Source organism: Crenobacter caeni (assembly GCF_010435965.1).
GTDB lineage: Bacteria > Pseudomonadota > Gammaproteobacteria > Burkholderiales > Chromobacteriaceae > Craterilacuibacter > Craterilacuibacter caeni.
This window is the reverse complement of sequence record NZ_JAAGAA010000002.1, coordinates 286,446-302,917: the sequence shown is the minus strand read 5'-3', so window position 1 is coordinate 302,917 and position 16,472 is coordinate 286,446. Positions and strand designations below refer to the sequence as shown.

14 protein-coding genes are annotated in these 16,472 nt (G+C 68.8%); 2 read left to right on the top strand and 12 right to left on the bottom strand.

The genetic code is table 11. The annotated features are described in order from the left end of the window. Window positions 1-14 precede the first annotated feature (14 nt). The 5 genes from fliE to uvrB are packed head-to-tail and all read right to left on the bottom strand — an operon-like array spanning window position 15 to window position 4,862. On the bottom strand, window positions 15-335 hold the full coding sequence (gene fliE, locus GZH52_RS03565; protein WP_163315123.1) for a flagellar hook-basal body complex protein FliE: 321 nt from the start codon (window positions 333-335) through the stop codon (window positions 15-17). 15 nt (window positions 336-350) lie between these two features. Continuing rightward, window positions 351-1,667: a sigma-54-dependent transcriptional regulator gene (locus GZH52_RS03560; protein WP_163315122.1), complete on the bottom strand. Its 1,317-nt coding sequence runs from the start codon at window positions 1,665-1,667 to the stop codon at window positions 351-353. Then, complete coding sequence (locus tag GZH52_RS03555; protein ID WP_163315121.1) at window positions 1,664-2,362, bottom strand: chemotaxis protein CheB; 699 nt, start codon at window positions 2,360-2,362, stop codon at window positions 1,664-1,666. Before GZH52_RS03555 ends, GZH52_RS03560 begins: the two co-directional genes overlap by 4 nt. Continuing rightward, the gene (locus tag GZH52_RS03550) at window positions 2,359-2,838 is read right to left on the bottom strand and encodes a low molecular weight protein-tyrosine-phosphatase (protein ID WP_163315178.1); all 480 of its coding nucleotides are present in this window, start codon (window positions 2,836-2,838) and stop codon (window positions 2,359-2,361) included. The genes GZH52_RS03555 and GZH52_RS03550 overlap by 4 nt, the downstream gene beginning before the upstream one ends. Window positions 2,839-2,843: 5 nt before the next feature. Further along, window positions 2,844-4,862: an excinuclease ABC subunit UvrB gene (uvrB, locus tag GZH52_RS03545; protein ID WP_163315120.1), complete on the bottom strand. Its 2,019-nt coding sequence runs from the start codon at window positions 4,860-4,862 to the stop codon at window positions 2,844-2,846. Window positions 4,863-4,981: 119 nt separating this feature from the next. Between uvrB and pbpG the strand changes: the two genes are divergently transcribed. Beyond that, window positions 4,982-5,842 (top strand): D-alanyl-D-alanine endopeptidase, encoded by an 861-nt coding sequence (gene pbpG, locus GZH52_RS03540; protein ID WP_163315119.1) that lies wholly within the window; start codon window positions 4,982-4,984, stop codon window positions 5,840-5,842. Window positions 5,843-5,890: 48 nt separating this feature from the next. Here the strand turns inward: pbpG and GZH52_RS03535 are convergent, their stop codons facing one another. From GZH52_RS03535 to GZH52_RS03505, 7 genes are all read right to left on the bottom strand, one after another. Beyond that, the gene (locus GZH52_RS03535) at window positions 5,891-6,940 is read right to left on the bottom strand and encodes an ABC transporter ATP-binding protein (RefSeq protein ID WP_163315118.1); all 1,050 of its coding nucleotides are present in this window, start codon (window positions 6,938-6,940) and stop codon (window positions 5,891-5,893) included. Continuing rightward, on the bottom strand, window positions 6,937-8,550 hold the full coding sequence (locus tag GZH52_RS03530; RefSeq protein WP_239057993.1) for an ABC transporter permease: 1,614 nt from the start codon (window positions 8,548-8,550) through the stop codon (window positions 6,937-6,939). Before GZH52_RS03530 ends, GZH52_RS03535 begins: the two co-directional genes overlap by 4 nt. Window positions 8,551-8,677: 127 nt before the next feature. Continuing rightward, window positions 8,678-9,670: an extracellular solute-binding protein gene (locus GZH52_RS03525; protein WP_163315116.1), complete on the bottom strand. Its 993-nt coding sequence runs from the start codon at window positions 9,668-9,670 to the stop codon at window positions 8,678-8,680. 95 nt (window positions 9,671-9,765) lie between these two features. Continuing rightward, the gene (locus GZH52_RS03520) at window positions 9,766-11,037 is read right to left on the bottom strand and encodes a flagellar assembly protein T N-terminal domain-containing protein (RefSeq protein WP_163315115.1); all 1,272 of its coding nucleotides are present in this window, start codon (window positions 11,035-11,037) and stop codon (window positions 9,766-9,768) included. Between the two features lie 2 nt (window positions 11,038-11,039). Further along, entirely contained in the window at window positions 11,040-11,762 is a 723-nt protein-coding gene (locus GZH52_RS03515) for an LPP20 family lipoprotein (RefSeq protein ID WP_163315114.1), read from the bottom strand. A gap of 74 nt (window positions 11,763-11,836) precedes the next feature. Continuing rightward, window positions 11,837-12,463 carry a response regulator transcription factor gene (locus GZH52_RS03510; RefSeq protein ID WP_163315113.1) on the bottom strand — a complete coding sequence of 209 codons (627 nt, stop codon included), beginning with the start codon at window positions 12,461-12,463 and terminating at the stop codon, window positions 11,837-11,839. After that, window positions 12,445-15,099, bottom strand: a complete 2,655-nt coding sequence (locus tag GZH52_RS03505) for a PAS domain-containing sensor histidine kinase (RefSeq protein ID WP_163315112.1) — start codon at window positions 15,097-15,099, stop codon at window positions 12,445-12,447. Before GZH52_RS03505 ends, GZH52_RS03510 begins: the two co-directional genes overlap by 19 nt. A gap of 130 nt (window positions 15,100-15,229) precedes the next feature. Here GZH52_RS03505 and GZH52_RS03500 point away from each other — a divergent pair, with 130 nt between their 5' ends. After that, a complete protein-coding gene (locus GZH52_RS03500) occupies window positions 15,230-16,420 on the top strand; it encodes an ABC transporter substrate-binding protein (protein ID WP_163315111.1) in 1,191 nt (396 codons plus the stop codon). Window positions 16,421-16,472: the final 52 nt, after the last annotated feature.

Sequence of the window (16,472 nt, the reverse complement as noted above, 5' to 3'; positions counted from 1 at the left end):
GAACGCCGACGACATCAGACCTGGGTGTTCATAATTTCCTGGTAAGCCGACACCAGCTTGTTGCGCGCCTGCGTCATGGTCTGGAAGCTCAGGCTCGCCTTCTGCATCGACACCATGACGTCCTGCACATTGACCGATTCGTCGCCCAGCTCGAAACGCTTCTGCAAGTCCTGCGACGCCTGCTGCACGCTGTTGACCTGTTCGAGTGTCGCCTTCAGCACGTCGCCGAACTCGACCGCGGGTGCGGCCTGGGGAGCGGCGGCACCCTTGCCCGCCGCCAGCGCCTGCATCGCGCGCATCTCGCCGAGCAACTGGTTGATTCCCTGCGCCGACATGCCCTGACTCCTTAATTACTCGGCCCCTTCGCGGTAGCGTTGCAGCTTGTAGCGCAGGGTCCGTTCACTGATTCCCAGCCTTTCGGCCGCCATTTTCCTGACACCGCCCACCTGAGAGAGCATCTCGAGGATATGGCGCTTCTCCAGGGTCTTGATGTCTGCGTCGTCACCGACGCTTGCGGCAGGAAGGGAATCTACGGCAAAACCGCCACCCAGCATCAATTCGGCGGCAGTAACTTCCGCCGAACCGGCAAGAATTGCCGCCCGCTGCATGGCATTGTCGAGCTCGCGGATGTTACCGCCCCAGTCATAGGCCGTCAAATGACGGGCGGCGCCGGCCGACAGCGCGACGCGCGGCAGTCCTTCCTGTTCGCGATGTTTATCCAGCAAGAAGCGCGCCAGAGGCAGGATGTCGTCCCTGCGCTCGCGCAAGGCGGGCACCCGCAGCGGAAACACGTTGAGGCGGAAATAGAGGTCTTCGCGGAAACGCCCGGCCGCCACTTCGGCGGCCACGTCCCGGTTGCTGGTCGAGAGCACGCGGATATCCAGGCGGATGGTGCGCGTTCCGCCGACCCGTTCGAGCTCGCGCTCCTGCAGCACGCGCAAGAGTTTGGCCTGCAGCGCGAGCGGCATCTCGGTGATCTCGTCGAGCAGCAAGGTGCCGCCCTGAGCCTGCTCGAACTTGCCGGGCAGCGCCTGGGTTGCGCCGGTGAACGCGCCCTTCTCGTGGCCGAACAGGGTGGACTCGAGCAGGTTCTCGGGAATCGCCGCGCAGTTGACCGCGACAAACGGACCGTCGGCGCGCTTGGAGTGGCGGTGGATGTAGCGCGCCAGCACTTCCTTGCCCGAACCGCTCGGGCCGCTGACCAGCACCGACGCGTCCGAACGCGCGACGCGGCCGGCGACCGACAGCAACTGCCGCATCGCGGCAGACTCGGCGACGATGCCCTCGTCCGCCCCGCCAGGTGCGAAGAGCGCGTGCTTTTCGACTTCGGCGATCAAGGCGGCGGGCTCGAAGGGCTTGAGCAGGTAGTGCGCGGCGCCGGCGCGCAACAACTCGATCGCGCGTTCGATCACCCCGTACGCGGTCATCAGCACGAAGGGCACGCCGGGGTGGCGCTCGGCTATCCGGGCGAACAGGGTGTAGCCGTCCATCGGCGCCATCTGCGCGTCGGACACCACGAGGCCGACCGCCTCGCGCGCGAGCACGTCAAGCGCGGCCTCGCCGTCGGCAGCCTCGAGCACCGGGTAACCGGCCAGCGACAGGGTGTCGACGATGGCTTCGCGCAGGTCTGCGTCGTCCTCGACGACCAGGATGGGCAAGGTATTCATGGGGAAGTTCTGACAGGAATGCGCTGGCGGCACAGCGCCGTCAGCCTGGGAGCGATTTCGGACAAGGACAGCACCTCGTGCGCAGCGCCGCGCAGGATCGCCTCGCGCGGCATGCCGAACACGACGCAACTTTTCTCGTCCTGCGCGAGCGTGTAGGCGCCCACCTCGCGCATCTCGAGCAAGCCCTCGGCGCCGTCGCGCCCCATGCCGGTGAGGATCACGCCGAGCGCCTGGCGACCGGCGACGTTGGCGACCGAGCGGAACATCACGTCGACCGACGGCCGGTGGCGGTTGACCGGTGCGCCGCGGTCAAGCTGCACCGTGTAGCCGCCGGCGGGTGTCGCGCGCAGCAACAGGTGGGAATGGCCGGGCGCGACGTAGGCGACGCCGGCTTGCACCGGCTCGCCCGCCTCGGCCTCCTTCACGCGGATCCGGCACAGCGAGTCGAGCCGTTCGGCGAACGAGCGGGTGAACATCTCGGGCATGTGCTGCGAGATCACGATGGCGGGGGAGCCCGCCTCCAGCGCCGAGAGCACGACGCGCAGCGCCTCGGTGCCGCCGGTCGACGCGCCGATCGCGATCAGCGGCTGCCGCCCGGGCGCCGGCGCGCGCGCGCGCGCGAGGATCGCGTCGGCGCTGAGGCTGGGCGACACCTCGATCGGGGGCAGCATGGTGCCGCTCGGTCGCGCGCTCATGCCAACACCCCTTCGGCCGCCAGCCTGGCGACCCAGCGCTCCGCGGCCGCCTCGGCAAGGTCGAGCACCGCGTCGAAGCCCTCGCCTCCGCCGTAGTAGGGGTCGGGAACCTCCATGCCCGGCTCGATCACCGACAGCGCGAGCTCGACGCGCGCGCGCGCGCGGGCCGGGCGCAGGCGGGCAAGCGCGGCGAGGTTGGCCGCGTCGGCGGCGAGGATCAGGTCGAAACGGCTGAAGTCGGCGACGACCACCTGCCGCGCACGCTGACCCGACAAGTCGTAGCCGCGCCGCGCCGCCGCCTGCTGTGAGCGCCTGTCCGGACGCTCGCCGGCGTGGTAGCCGTGGGTGCCGGCCGAGTCGACCGTCACCCGCCCAGCGAGGCCCGCTTCGCTCAAACGCGCGCGCAACACCGCTTCGAATGTTGGCGAGCGGCAGATATTGCCCATGCAGACAAACAGGATCGCGTAGTCGGTCATCGTCTTCACAGGTCGTTGACAAAAGCCAGCTCGCGCAGCGCCTTGAGCTGGTCGCGCAGGCCGGCGGCCTTTTCGAATTCGAGGTTGCGCGCGGCTTCCTGCATCGCCTTCTCGAGGTCGCGGATCTCGCGGGCGAGCGCCCTCTCGTCCATCATCGCGACGCGCGCCTCGGCCTCGACATGGCCGCGCTCGCGCTTGTCCGGCGCGTACACGCCGTCGATGATGTCGCGCACCTTCTTCTCGATGCCCCTGGGCGTGATGCCGTGCTCGAGGTTGAACGCGATCTGCTTGGCGCGGCGCCGTTCGGTCTCGTCGATCGCGCGGCGCATGCTGTCGGTGATGCGGTCGGCGTACAGGATGGCGCGCCCGGCCAGGTTGCGCGCCGCGCGGCCTATGGTCTGGATCAGGCTGCGCTCGGAGCGCAGGAAGCCTTCCTTGTCCGCGTCGAGGATGGCGACCAGGCTCACCTCGGGGATGTCCAGCCCCTCGCGCAGCAGGTTGATGCCGACCAGCACGTCGAACATCCCCAGGCGCAGGTCGCGGATGATCTCGACCCGCTCGACGGTGTCGATGTCCGAGTGCAGGTAGCGTACCTTCACGCCGTGCTCGGTGTAGTAATCGGTCAGCTGCTCGGCCATCCGCTTGGTCAGCGTGGTCACCAGCACGCGCTCGCCGCGCCCCTGGCGCAGGCGGATCTCGGAGAGCAGGTCGTCGACCTGGGTCGCCACCGGGCGGATCTCGATCTCGGGGTCCACGAGGCCGGTCGGGCGCACCACCTGCTCGACCACCTGGCCGGCGTGCTCGTGCTCGTAGGTCGACGGCGTCGCCGACACGAACACCGCCTGCGGCATCAGCCGCTCGAACTCGGGAAACTTCAGCGGCCGGTTGTCGGCTGCGGAGGGCAGGCGGAAGCCGTACTCGACCAGGTTCTGCTTCCTCGCGGCGTCGCCCTTGTACATCGCGCCGATCTGCGGGATGGTCACGTGGCTCTCGTCGATGAACATCAGCGCGTTCTTGGGCAGGTAGTCGATCAGCGTCGGCGGCGCCTCGCCCGGGCCGCGCCCGGAAAACAGCCGCGAGTAGTTTTCGATGCCCTTGCAAAAGCCCATCTCGTACAGCATCTCGAGGTCGAAGCGGGTGCGCTGCTCGATGCGCTGCGCCTCGACCAGCTTGCCTTCCTTCTGGAAGTGCGCGACGCGCTCGGCCAGTTCGACCTTGATGCGCTCGCACGCGGCGAGCACCTTGTCGCGCGGCGTCACGTAGTGGCTGGACGGGAACACCGTGTAGCGGCCGACCCGCTGCCGCGTCTCGCCGGTGAGCGGGTCGAACAGCGACAGCCCCTCCACTTCCTCGTCGAACAGCGAGATGCGCAGCGCGAGCTCGGCCGATTCGGCCGGGAACACGTCGATCACGTCGCCGCGCACGCGGAAGGTACCGCGCGAGAAGTCGACGTCGTTGCGGTCGTACTGCATGGTGGTCAGCCGGCCGATGATCTCTCGCTGGGCGAGGCGCTCGCCCTCCTTCAGGTGCAGGATCATCTGGTGGTAGGACGTCGGGTCGCCGATACCGTAGATCGCCGACACCGTGGCGACGATCACGCAGTCCGGCCGCTCGAGGATGCTCTTGGTCGCCGAGAGCCGCATCTGCTCGATATGCTCGTTGATGCTCGAGTCCTTCTCGATGAACAGGTCGCGGCTGGGGACGTAGGCTTCGGGCTGGTAGTAGTCGTAGTAGGAGACGAAGTACTCGACGGCATTTTCCGGGAAGAACTCGCGCATCTCGCTGTAGAGCTGCGCGGCCAGCGTCTTGTTGTGTGCCATGATGATCGCGGGACGCCCGGTGCGCGCGATCACGTTGGCCATGGTGAAGGTCTTGCCCGAGCCGGTCACCCCGAGCAGCGTCTGGTAGGCGAGACCGTCGTCCAGGCCCTCGACCAGCTGGCCGATTGCCACCGGCTGGTCGCCCGCCGGCGCGAACGCCTGGTGCAGGCGGAACGGGCTGTCGGGGAAGGTTTGCACGCTCATTTTCGTCTCCGGCGAAAGTCTGTCGCAGCCGACCTATAAAACGGCTGCGCAGCAACGGGTTTTACGCTTAAAATCGCGCACATACGCAATCGACAACCCGTCACATGGAGCCTCACGGGATGCTGAAACTCATCTCTGCCCTCGCAGCTGGCGTGTTCGCCCTCTCCCCGCTCGCCCAGGCAGCACAGCCAGTTTACCATCTTGCCGCGTTCCAGCAGAGCGCGCCGCACCTCAGTTCCAACTCGGTGCTGGTCGTCAACACCAGCACCGGCGACACCCTGTACCAGAAAAACGCGAATGCGCGCGTGCCGATCGCGTCGATCACCAAGCTGATGACGGCGATGGTGATGCTCGACGCCGGCCTGCCGATGGACGAGGTGCTGACCATTTCCGACGCAGAGATCGACCGCCTGAAGAACACCAGCTCGCGGCTGGCCGTCGGCACCTCGCTGACCCGCCGCGAGATGCTGCTGCTCGCGCTGATGTCGTCGGAAAACCGCGCCTCGCACGTCTTGTCCCGCTACTACCCAGGCGGCACGCAAGCCTTCGTCGCGCGCATGAACGCCAAGGCCCGCGCGCTCGGCATGCGCGACACGGTGTTCTACGACCCGACCGGGCTCGACATGCGCAACAGCTCGACCGCGCAGGACCTCTCGCGCATGGTGCGCGCGGCGTACGGCTACCCGCTGATCCGCCAGTACAGCACCTCGACCGAACACGACGTGTACGGCCGAGGCGGCCGCGCGTTGCACTACCGCAACAGCAACGCGCTGGTGCGCGAGGGCGAGTGGAACATCGGCCTGTCCAAGACCGGCTACATCCAGGAAGCCGGCCGCTGCGTGGTGATGCAGGCGACCGTCGGCGGCCAGCCGCTGGTGATCGTGCTGCTCGACGCCAACGCGCCCAGCGCGCGCACCAACGACGCGCGCACCATCAAGACCTGGCTCGAGGCCCAGCCGGGCCACTGGCTGGCCGGCTAAACCCGGTCAATCGCTGACGTAAAGAAGCCCCGCGCAGCGGGGCTTCTTTCATTGGCGCCTGAACGCGATCAGGTGGTCGAGTTCGAGGCGGATGCCGATCGGCTCGCCCAGCGCGTGGTCGTGGTGGCTCGCCACCTGCGAGAGCACCCGCTGGCCGGACGGCAACGCGAGCGTATACAGGAAGTCGGCGCCGCGGAACACGCGGGCGACCACCGTCGCCTGCACCGGGCTTGCGTCGTCGTGCACCACGTCGTCCGGGCGCAGCAGTACGTCGACGTCGTCGCCGGCGGCAAAACCCAGCGGCAACAGGCCGCAGAACTCGCCCAGCTCCAGGCTCAGGCAGCGCGGCGCGGTCACTCTGCCCGGCACCAGCACCCCCTGCCCGATGAAGTCGGCGACAAAGCGCTGCGCCGGCTCGTGGTAGAGCGTGTACGGCGTCGCCCACTGCAGGAGGCGCCCGCCCTGCATCACGCCGACCTTGTCGGCGACCGCGAATGCCTCGTGCTGGTCGTGGGTGACCAGGATCGCGCTGACGCCTTCGTGCTTGAGGATGTCGCGCACCTCGCGGCCGAGCCGCTCGCGCAGGTCGACGTCGAGGTTGGAGAACGGCTCGTCCAGCAGCAACAGGCGCGGCCTGGGCGCGAGCGCCCGTGCCAGCGCGACGCGCTGCTGCTGGCCGCCGGAGAGCTCGTGCGGGTAGCGGCGCGCCTCGGCACCCAGCCCGACCAGGTCCAGCATCGCTTCGACCCGCGCGCGCCGCTCGGCACGAGGCAGCGCGGACAGGCCGAAGCCGACGTTATCCTCGACATTCAGGTGCGGAAACAGTGCGTAGTCCTGGAACACCATGCCGATCTCGCGCTCGTGCGCAGGCACGCTGACGCCGTCGCCGGCGAGCAGCCGCCCGCCCAGCCGGATGCTGCCCGCGGCGATCGGCTCGAAGCCGGCGATGGCGCGCAGCACCGTCGTCTTGCCGCAGCCCGAACTGCCGAGCAGGCAGCCGATCTCGCCATCATGCAGAGTGAAGCTCATGTCGTCGATCACGCGCGCTACGCCGTAGGCGTGGCTGACCGACTCGAAAACCAGCAGATCCTTCGTCATCCTTTGTTTTCCTCACGCGAGAGTAGGATCACCGGCAGCAGGCCGGAGAGCACCAGCAGCACGGCCGGCAAGGCGGCGCGCTCCCACTCGCCTTCGCTGGTCAGGGTGAAGATGCGCACCGCCAGCGTGTCCCAGCCGAAGGGGCGGGTCATCAGCGTGATCGGCATCTCCTTCATCACGTCGACAAATACCATCAGGAGGGCGGTAAAGAGGCCGCCCTTAAGCAGCGGCAGGTGCAGGCGGGCAACCAGGCGCGCGCCGGTCAGCCCCAAATTGCGCGCGGCCTCTTCCTGCGAGCGGCTGATTCGGTGCATCGCGGCGTCGACCGGTGCGTGGCCGACCGCCATGAAGCGCGCGACGTAGGCGAGCAAAAGGACCGCGAGCGAGCCCTTCAGGATCGAGCCGGTACCCTCGGGCAGCCACGCGCCGAAGAGCGCGATCAGCTGGTTGTCGAGCCACGCCACCGGCACGAACACGCCGACCGCGAGCACCGTCCCGGGCACCGCGTAGCCGAGCGTCGCGACGCGCGACAACAGCCGGTTGAAGCCGCCGCCGTCGCGGCGCACCGCATACGCGAGCAGCAGCGCGGCCGCGCCGACCAACAGCGCCGCCATCGCCGAGAGCATGAGCGAGCGCAGCGCGTTGTCGACGAGCACCGCGTTCGCTTCCTCGGCCCAACCCTGGTACGCCCACCACAGCACCTGGCCGAAGGGCAGCACGAAGGCCATCAAGAGCACCAGCGTCGCCCATGCCGCCGCCGCCCACCCCTGCACGCCGGCAAGCGCGATCCTCGGCTGCTGCCCGCCGCGCGCGCTGGCGGTGTACGCGCGCCGGCCGCGCGCGCGCTGCTCGAACACCACCAGCACGAACACGATGAACACCAGCATCGACGCGAGCTGCTTGGCGGTGTCCAGCGAGAAGAAGCTGAACCAGGCCTTGTAGATCGCCGAGGTGAACGCGTCGAAGTTGAACACGGCGACGGTGCCGAAGTCGGCCAGCGTCTCCATCAGCGCGAGCATCAGCCCGCCCATGATCCACGGCCGCGCCATCGGCAGCGCGACGCGCCAGAAGCCCTCGGCACGCGACAGGCCGAGCGACTGGCCGACCTCGAGCGCGCGCCGCCCCTGCGTCGCGAACGCACCGCGCGCGAGCAGATAGACGTAGGGGTAGAACGCCAGCGACAGCACCAGCACCACGCCGCCACTGGAACGCACCGACGGCACCCACTCCGACGACCCCGTCCACGCCCGCGCGAGCGTCTGCACGGGGCCGGTGTAGTCGAACAGGCCAAGTTGGGAGAAACCCAACACGTAGGCAGGCATCGCCAGCGGCAGCATCAGCGCCCAGTTAAAGAAGCGCCGCCCCGGAAACTCGTACACGGCGACCAGCCACGCGAGCGTGACGCCGATGGCGAGCACGCCGGCGCCGACGCCAATGAGCAGAATCGCGGTATTGACGGCCAGTTGCGGCAGCAGGTAGTCGATCAGGTGCGCCCAGATCCCGGGGTCCGGGTTGAACAAGGCAGGCAGCAGCACGCCCAGCGGCACCAGCGTGCACAGGCTGAGCAAGAGCACCGGCAAGCGCCAGCGCCAGACGGCGGCAGTTTTCAAGGCAGGCAAAGCAGACATCTTGGGCAGGCGCCGCAACGGCGCCCGGGTTCCGGGCATCATCAAGACTGACGATTATACCCGCATAAAAACGGCGGCAGCCCGGAGGCCGCCGCCGGCAGGTCATCGCTTAGCGGTAACCGGCACGGTCCATCAGCATCACCGCCTCGGCCTGGCGGCTGCCGGCGTTGGAGACGTTGATCAGGTTCTGCTTGAACGGGCCCCATGCGGCCACCTTGACGTCCGGCTTCACCTTCGGGTTGACCGGGTATTCCATGTTCACGTCGGCGAACAGGTTCTGCGCCTTGGTCGACGACAGCCATTCGATGAGGCGGGTCGCCGCAGCTTCCTTCTTGGTGTAGCGCGCCAAGCCGGCGCCGGAGATGTTGACGTGGGTGCCCTTGCCCTTCTGGTCGGCCCAGAAGATGCCCAGCGGCAGGTCCGGCTTCTTCTCCATCAGGCGGCCGTAGTAGTAGGTGTTGGCGATGCCGACGTCGCACTGGCCGGCAGCGATCGCTTCGAGCAGCTTGGTGTCGTCCGGGAAGACGTCGGTCGCCAGGTTGTCGACCCAGCCCTTGACGGTCTTCTCGGTGGCGACCTTGCCCTGCTCGGCCAGCATCATCGCGACCAGCGACTGGTTGTACACCTTCTTCGAGGTGCGCAGGCACAGCTTGCCCTTCCACTTGGACGAGGCGAGGTCGGCGTAGCTTGCAAGGTCGGCCGGCTTGACCTTCTGGGTGTTGTAGAAGATGGTGCGCGCGCGGATCGACAGGCCGGTCCAGTTGTGCGCCGGGTCACGCAGGTGGGCCGGCACGTTGGCGTCGATCAGCTTGGACTTGTACGGCTTAAGGAGGCCCATCTGGCTGGCCTGCCACAGGTTGCCCGCGTCGACGGTCAGCAGGATGTCGGCCGGCGAGTTCGCGCCCTCGGCCTTCATCCGCTCCATCAGCGGGCCTTCCTTGTCCATCACGTAGCGGACGCTGTCGCCGGTTTCCTTCTGGTAGGCGTCGAACAGCGGCTTGACCAGCTGCTCGCCACGCGCGCCGTAGACCACCAGCTCTTCGGCCTGTGCAACACCGGCCACAGCGGCCAGCACCGCCCCCATCATCAGCGTCTTCTTCACGTCACAACTCCCGGTTATCGGATTAGGTGCGAAAATGATAATCGCAATGATAATGGTTATCAAGTACCAGATGAACGACGCGGTTTCCCGCCCGCTCAACGCCGCGGGAAACGCAACAGGTCGCCGGTCTGCGCCGCGCCGCCGCGCATCACGCCGATGGCAAGGCGGGGCTGCACCTGGCTGAGCATCAGGTCGCCGACCAGTACCTCGCTCATGCCGATATCGCGCCCGGCCGCGTCGCGCACCTCGCTCGCCGGCTGCGGCCGGTACACCATCAGCCGGTCGCCGGCCTTCAGCCCGTCTACCGCACCGGCGTCGACCACCACCTGCCCGCCCTCTGCACGCGCGACGCGCGCGGTAAACGGCAGGCAGCCGATATTGAGCGCCAAGCGCTCGACCGCCCGGTCGAGCACGGCGGACAGCATCCGTCCATAGTCGCTGCTGCCCAGTTGCCAGGGCGTGAACGCGCGCGCCGACGACGGCGCGACATCTCCGCTGGCCTCACCCTCGAAACGCTCGTCCATCAGCAAGGCGCCGGTCAGCCCGTCGTACAGCCAGACGTCGACCACGAAACGGCGCGCGGTGGGCGAAACCTTCAGGCTGCCGCCGACCAGACCGGCAAACGGGCCGGTGTAGTCGGCAGCGCCGGCCGTCGTCCCCGGCGCACCGAACAGCGAAAAGCGCGGCGCCTGGCGTACCACGGCGGTGTCGACGACACGCCCGGCGAGCACGAACTGCGCGCCGCTGCGCTCGGCAAAACCGCGCGCGGCGGCGCGACCGGCCAGCGGCGACGCCCCCTGGCCTGCGAACAGGGTGTAGCGGCTGCCATCCTCCACACTGGCGACGTCGCGCATCGACAGGCGGCGCGCCAGTTCGGCGGGCAGCCAGGCGGATATTTCGCCCAGACCCGCCGCCTCGCGCGGCACATCCAGCGGGAAGAAGGTCGTCAGCGCGCGCCGCTTGAGGAAACGCCCGTCGGGCAAGGTGCTCCCGGCACACGCCGGGGCGGCGCTGACCGGCGTGGAGGCCGGGATCACCGCAGGGGCCGGAATGGCCGGCTCGTCGTCGACGACCACGCGCAGGTAGAGCAGGCCGTCTGCCTCGCGCTCGCCGACGACGCGAACCGTCCCCTGCACGGGCGGGGCGGCCAGCATCGACGACTCGGCGAGCACGCCGGACGCCGACTCGCTCTGTCCGGCGTAGCGCCCGCCCTGCTGCACCGCGACCTGGCGTCTGGCGTCGTCCAGCGCGAGTTCTCGCGCCGCGCTGCGCCCGGCCCCCAGCGAAGCGATCCCCTCGGCCTCGTAGCGCGCGCCGTGTGCCGCCGTGGCAAACACGCACGCCAGCAGGCAGGTCAGGCGCCGCATGCTCATTTGGACAGGTAGAAGTCGCTGCCCCAGGCGCAGCCGTTGCCGGTGCACGCGGAGAGCTTTTGCGGTTGTGCAGGCGCGGGCATCGCCTCGGCGGCACGCTGCACCGGCGGCGCAGCCAGTGCGCCTTGTTGGCGCAGCGCGTTCTGGTACGCCTTGTAGAACGACTCGTCGAGCACCAGCTCGGCGACCGTCTCGGCGCTGCCGTCGACCTTGACCTGGGTCGAGACGATGCGTACGCCGCGCAGGTAGGCATCGACGTAGACACGGAAGATGTCGTTGACCGCGATCAGGTTGGACACCGCGCTGCTGCCGGTCAGGCGGAAGCCCTGCACCTCTTCGGCGATCGCGCGGTAGGCGTCGAGCTGCGACGCACGGATCGCCAGCAAGCGGCGCTGCGGCGCCGACAGCGAACTAGCGAACGGCGGTGCGCCGCGGCCGGTCACCCGCACGCGGTACGCGTCGAAGGCGGCGACGGGCGCAGCTTCGGTCTTGACGACGACTTTCTCCTGCACCACGACGCGCGGCGGCTCGCCGACGCCGGCGTAGCCGCCACCGAGCAAGGTGCCGCCCCGCCCCGTTGCCGGCTGGCTGGTGACGCCGGCCGGCGCCTCGGCGACGACCATCCAGCCGCCCGTACGCGCGGCAGGCAGCCCGCCGGCCGCCGCAAGGCCCGAAACACCGGCGAGCACACCGGCGAGGATAGATTTGCAGACTTTCATCGGTTTTACCGCGTGGACGATGGGGGAATGATACTTTATCGACCAATACGCCACATGCTTTATGGCAGGCAGGCTCAAGGCAGTGCGCGTTCGTCCGCCGCGCTCATCACCGCGTGGATCAGCTCGGCAACCGAACGCACCTGCATCTTGTCCATCATCTTGCCGCGGTGCACCTCGACGGTCTTGATGCTGATCCCCAGCGCGTCGGCGATCAGCTTGTTCATCTTGCCCTGCACCACCAGCTCGAGCACCTCGCGCTCGCGCTGGGTCAGCGACTCCAGGCGCGCGCCCACCCGGGCCCGTGACTGCGCCTGCGCCTGCTGCTGCGACGCCAGCGCCAGCGCACGGTCAACGGACGCGAACAGCGCCGCCTGGTCGAACGGTTTCTCGTGGAAATCGAACGCCCCCTGCCTGAGCGCCTGCACCGCCATCGGCAAGTCGCCGTGCCCGGTGATGAAGATCACCGGCCAGCGCACGTCCCGCGCGCGCATTTCATCGAGCAGCTCGAGCCCGGACAGGCCGGGCATGCGCACGTCGGCGACCAGGCAGGCCGACTCGGCAGGCGAGATGGTTTCGAGCAAGGCCTCGGCGCTGTCGTGGCCGCGCGCAGGGTAACCGTGGCTGTCGAGCAGCCACAACAGGGAATCGCGGAAGGCTTCGTCGTCGTCAACGACGTGGACGGTCAGGGCAGGCTTGGACATATCTGTTCGGCGATCGGCAAGGTGAGGTGGAAAACGGCACCAGCGTCGGCGTGCCCGAGCCACAAGTGGCCGCGGTGCTGCTCGACGATGGTGCGGCAGATATTGAGCCCCATCCCCATGCCGTCAGGCTTGGTGGTGAAGAAGGCGTCAAACAGCGAAGCGCGCAGCGACTCGGGCACACCCGGGCCCTGGTCGGCGACGGTCAGCTCGACCTGGCGCGTGCCGGCCGTCGCGCTGAGCACGACGACGCGGCGTGCGGGAGGCAAGGCGCGCATCGCGTCAAAACCGTTCCTGATCAGGTTGAACAGCACCTGCTCGATCAGCACCGCGTCGACCTCTACCGGCGGCAAGCCTGACGGCAGCCTCACCTCGACCCGCGCCGACTGACGCCTCGCCTCGATCTCGGCCAGCGCCAGCGTGGCGTCGACCAGCTCGGCGAGCGCGTGCGGCGAGCGCACCGGCGCACTTTGTTTGACGAAGTCGCGCACGCGGTGGACGATCTGCCCGGCCCGTTCGGCCTGCACGGCGACCTTTTCCATCACCGGCAGCAGCGCCGCCGGGTCGGCACGCCCCTGGTGCAGCCGTTCGATGCAACCGCGCTGGTAGTTGGCGATCGCGGACAGCGGCTGGTTCAATTCGTGCGCGAGGGTGGACGCCATCTCGCCCATGCTGATCAGGCGGCTCTTGGCCTGCATGCGCTGCAGCTGCTGCGCGTACTCTTCGCTCGCCAGGTGCTCGCGGGTGGTATCGAACACCATCACCATGCGCGCGTCGCGCCCGTTGACCCAACGGATCGCGCGGCGGCGCACCGACAGCCAGCGCTCGAGCCCGCCCGACGGCCAGCAAAGTTCGTAGTCGTCCTCGGCCTGCCCGGCCTGCAGCCTCGCCAGCGTCAGGTCGCAGCAATGCTCGCCCTCCACGCCGCCGATCAGCTCGTGGTAGCGGGCGTTGCTGAAGTAGCGCTCGGCGCTGTCGGCGTCGACCACCGCGACGGCCGCGCCCAGCCCCTCGAATACCGCGACGAAACGCTCGTGCTCGGCCATCAGGCGCCGCCTCGCCTCCTCGCGTTCGGTGATGTCGGTCATCGCCGCCATCCAGCCGGTCTGCACGCCGTCGGCGCCGATCAGCGGCGACATCAAGAGGTGGCCGTAGAACAGCGCGCCCCCCTTGCGCTGGTAGACCTGCTCGTACCCCTCTTCGGCAAAGCCGCCGGCCATCGCCGCGCCGAGCGCCCGCATGCAGCGCTCGCCCTCTTCGCCCGGCAGCCAGTAAGGATAAGGCGGCAACTGGCCGACCAGCTCTTCGACCGCGTAGCCGGTAATCCGGCAGAACGCGGGGTTCACGTGCAGGATGCGCCCGTCAAGGTCGATCGCCCGCACGCCGACCGACAGCGAATCTTCCATCGCCTTGCGGTAAGCGGACTCGGCACGCAAGGCCTGTTCGGCGCGCCGCGTCGCGGTCAGGTCGCGCCCGGACAGGAACAGCGTCTGGCTGCCGGGCAAGGGGCTGACGGCCCACAGTACCCAGCGCTGCCGGCCGTCCCGCCCAGCGACCACCGTCTCGACCATGCGGTCGTTCAGCGCGTGCGCGAGGATCTCCTCCAGCTCGGCACGCACCGCTTCGCGCGCGTCGGGCGCAAGGTAGCTGAGCAGGGAAGTCCCCAGCAGGCGCGCCTCGTCGTAGCCGAACAGGCGGCACAGCGCCGGGTTGAGTTCGGCAAGCGTCATGTCCGCACGCACGACGGCCAGCATTTCCTGCGACAGCCGGTAGATGCGGTTGCGCTCGTGTTCGGCGTCGATCCGCGCGCGGATATGGCGCGACAGGGAAAGCAGGCTGACCAGCGTCAGCAGCGAGAGCCCGCCGATGGCCAAAAGCTGCAGGCTGGGCAGCGGTGTCAGCGGCTGGCGAAGCGGGCGCGCTTCGACGCGCATGCCGGTGCCGGGCAAGGCGAGCCTCGCCACCGCACCGGGCAGCAAGCTCCGCTCACCGCTCTTGGCGACCTCGGTTTCTTCGCCGCCAATCAGCGACAACTGGTATTTCTTGGCGAACCACGCCGGCGGCAGGCGGCGCAGGAAACCTTCGGCGTCGAATACCGCGACCAGCGCGCCCTTGAACACCCTGCCTTCGCGCAAGGGCAGCAGGATGGGAATGCCCCAGCGGCCGTCGGCATCCTTGAACGGCCCGACAAACTGCGCACCGTCATGCTCGGGCAATTCGGCCCAGGCCCGCGCACCTTCGATTTCACGCATGAAACCGAGGCGCGCGTCACTCGATCGCGCGCCCCACTCCGGCTCCCCGTCCCGGCCCAGCCGCGCCACCAGCGCAAGCTCGGGTGTATTGGCGACCAGTTCGGCGATCTGCGCCTCCATGCCGCCCCCGCCGGCGGGCAGAGCCTGCGCAAAGGCGTACAGCAGCGACAGGGCATCCTCGAGGCGCAATTGCAGGGTCTGTTCGGCCCACTGGCTGTCGCGCATGAGCTCGCCAGAACGCACCCTCGCCTCGCGCTCGTCGAGCATCCACACCGCCGTCCCCATTGTCAGCACGAACAACAGGATCAGGGTGTTCGGGATCAGGCGCAGCCAGCGGGTGTCGAGCCGCGAAAACAGCGCGCCGTTGGGCGGGTACAGCCTCGGCATGCGAAAAGGATGGATAGTGGAGCCTTGATTCTAACCGAGCAGGCACGGCGGCGGCAGACAAGATATACAAAATGCATTCACTGGCCGGGTAATTCGGGCGACAATGGCGCCATCCAATGCCGGAACCGTCATGCTTCGCCTCGTACTGGCCCTCTGCTTGCTGGCCGTCGCCAGCCCCGTGCACGCCGCCCCGCCCCCGCTGCGCGTCGGCGTGATCGGTGCATTCACCGGCGGTTCGGCGCCAATGGGGCTGGCCATGCGCGCCGGCATCCGCCTGGCCGCCGAAGAGATCAACCGGACAGGCGGCATACTCGGCCGCCGGGTCGAACTCGTCGAACGCGACGACGGCGGCGTGCCTGCCGTCGGCACAAGCCACGCCCGCGCGCTGAGCACGCCACCCGCCGTCGACGCGGTCATCGGCTTCGTCAACACCCCGGTGGCGCTGCCCGCGCTCGACCTGTTGCAGGCACGCCAGGTGCCGACGCTGATCGCGGTGGCGACCGCCAGCGAACTGACCCGCCGCCATGCCGGCGAAGCCACCCACTACATCTTCCGCGTCGCCACGCCGGATACCTTGCAGGCCGAGCTGATCGTGCGCGAGGCCATCGGCGAGCAGGGCCTCAGAAGGGTCGCCATCCTCGCCGACAGCTCGGCGTACGGTGCAGGCGGCGAACGCGAACTGACGCACGCCCTCGCACGGCGCGGGCTCACCCCGGTGCTCGTGCAGCGTTTCGGCGCGCACGAGCGCGACCTGGGCGGCGCGGTGCGCGCCGCCCGCGAGGCCGGCGCCGAACTCGTCTTCACCTACGCGCTGGGTCCGCAGCTGGCCGCGATCGCCGACGCGATGGCCCAGCAGGGCTGGCGGGTTCCACTGATGGGCAGCTGGACGCTCGCGCTGCCCAACTTCATCGACCATGCCGGCCCGGCAGCGGAAGGCGCCCGCATGGTGCAGACCCTGATCGAAGACGGCAACGACCCCGTGCAGCAGGCCTTCGTAGGCACCCTGCGCACGCGCCAGCACACCCGCCGCATCAGCTCGCCGGTCGCGGCGGCACAGGGACACGACGCCCTGCTGCTATGGGCAGCTGCCCTCAGGCAGGCGGGCAGCCACCAGCCCGACGCGGTCGTCGCGGCGCTGGAGCAGCTGCGCGAACCGGTCGACGGCGTGCTGGCGCGCTACCACCGGCCGTTTTCCCGTCACGACCACGAGGCCGTCGACGCGCGCATTCCGCTGATCGGCGTGGTGCGCGGCGGCCGGGTCGGCTTTGCCCACCCGCAGGACAAGGCAAGGCTCCGTCCCGACCTGACGCGCGCACCATAGCCGACAGGCCGGTCAAGCCGGCCTGTCGCGGGTGTCAGCAGGGAATCAGGCG

Bases quoted from the DNA above. Each gene is read 5' to 3' on its own strand.
- pbpG (WP_163315119.1), top strand. From the start codon at position 4,982: ATGCTGAAACTCATCTCTGCCCTCGCAGCTGGCGTGTTCGCCCTCTCC.
- uvrB (WP_163315120.1), bottom strand. From the start codon at position 4,862: ATGAGCGTGCAAACCTTCCCCGACAGCCCGTTCCGCCTGCACCAGGCG.
- GZH52_RS03515 (WP_163315114.1), bottom strand. From the start codon at position 11,762: ATGAAAGTCTGCAAATCTATCCTCGCCGGTGTGCTCGCCGGTGTTTCG.
- GZH52_RS03505 (WP_163315112.1), bottom strand. From the start codon at position 15,099: ATGCCGAGGCTGTACCCGCCCAACGGCGCGCTGTTTTCGCGGCTCGAC.
- GZH52_RS03500 (WP_163315111.1), top strand. From the start codon at position 15,230: ATGCTTCGCCTCGTACTGGCCCTCTGCTTGCTGGCCGTCGCCAGCCCC.
- GZH52_RS03510 (WP_163315113.1), bottom strand. From the start codon at position 12,463: ATGTCCAAGCCTGCCCTGACCGTCCACGTCGTTGACGACGACGAAGCC.
- GZH52_RS03535 (WP_163315118.1), bottom strand. From the start codon at position 6,940: ATGACGAAGGATCTGCTGGTTTTCGAGTCGGTCAGCCACGCCTACGGC.
- GZH52_RS03560 (WP_163315122.1), bottom strand. From the start codon at position 1,667: ATGAATACCTTGCCCATCCTGGTCGTCGAGGACGACGCAGACCTGCGC.
- fliE (WP_163315123.1), bottom strand. From the start codon at position 335: ATGTCGGCGCAGGGAATCAACCAGTTGCTCGGCGAGATGCGCGCGATG.
- GZH52_RS03520 (WP_163315115.1), bottom strand. From the start codon at position 11,037: ATGCGGCGCCTGACCTGCCTGCTGGCGTGCGTGTTTGCCACGGCGGCA.
- GZH52_RS03550 (WP_163315178.1), bottom strand. From the start codon at position 2,838: ATGACCGACTACGCGATCCTGTTTGTCTGCATGGGCAATATCTGCCGC.
- GZH52_RS03555 (WP_163315121.1), bottom strand. From the start codon at position 2,362: ATGAGCGCGCGACCGAGCGGCACCATGCTGCCCCCGATCGAGGTGTCG.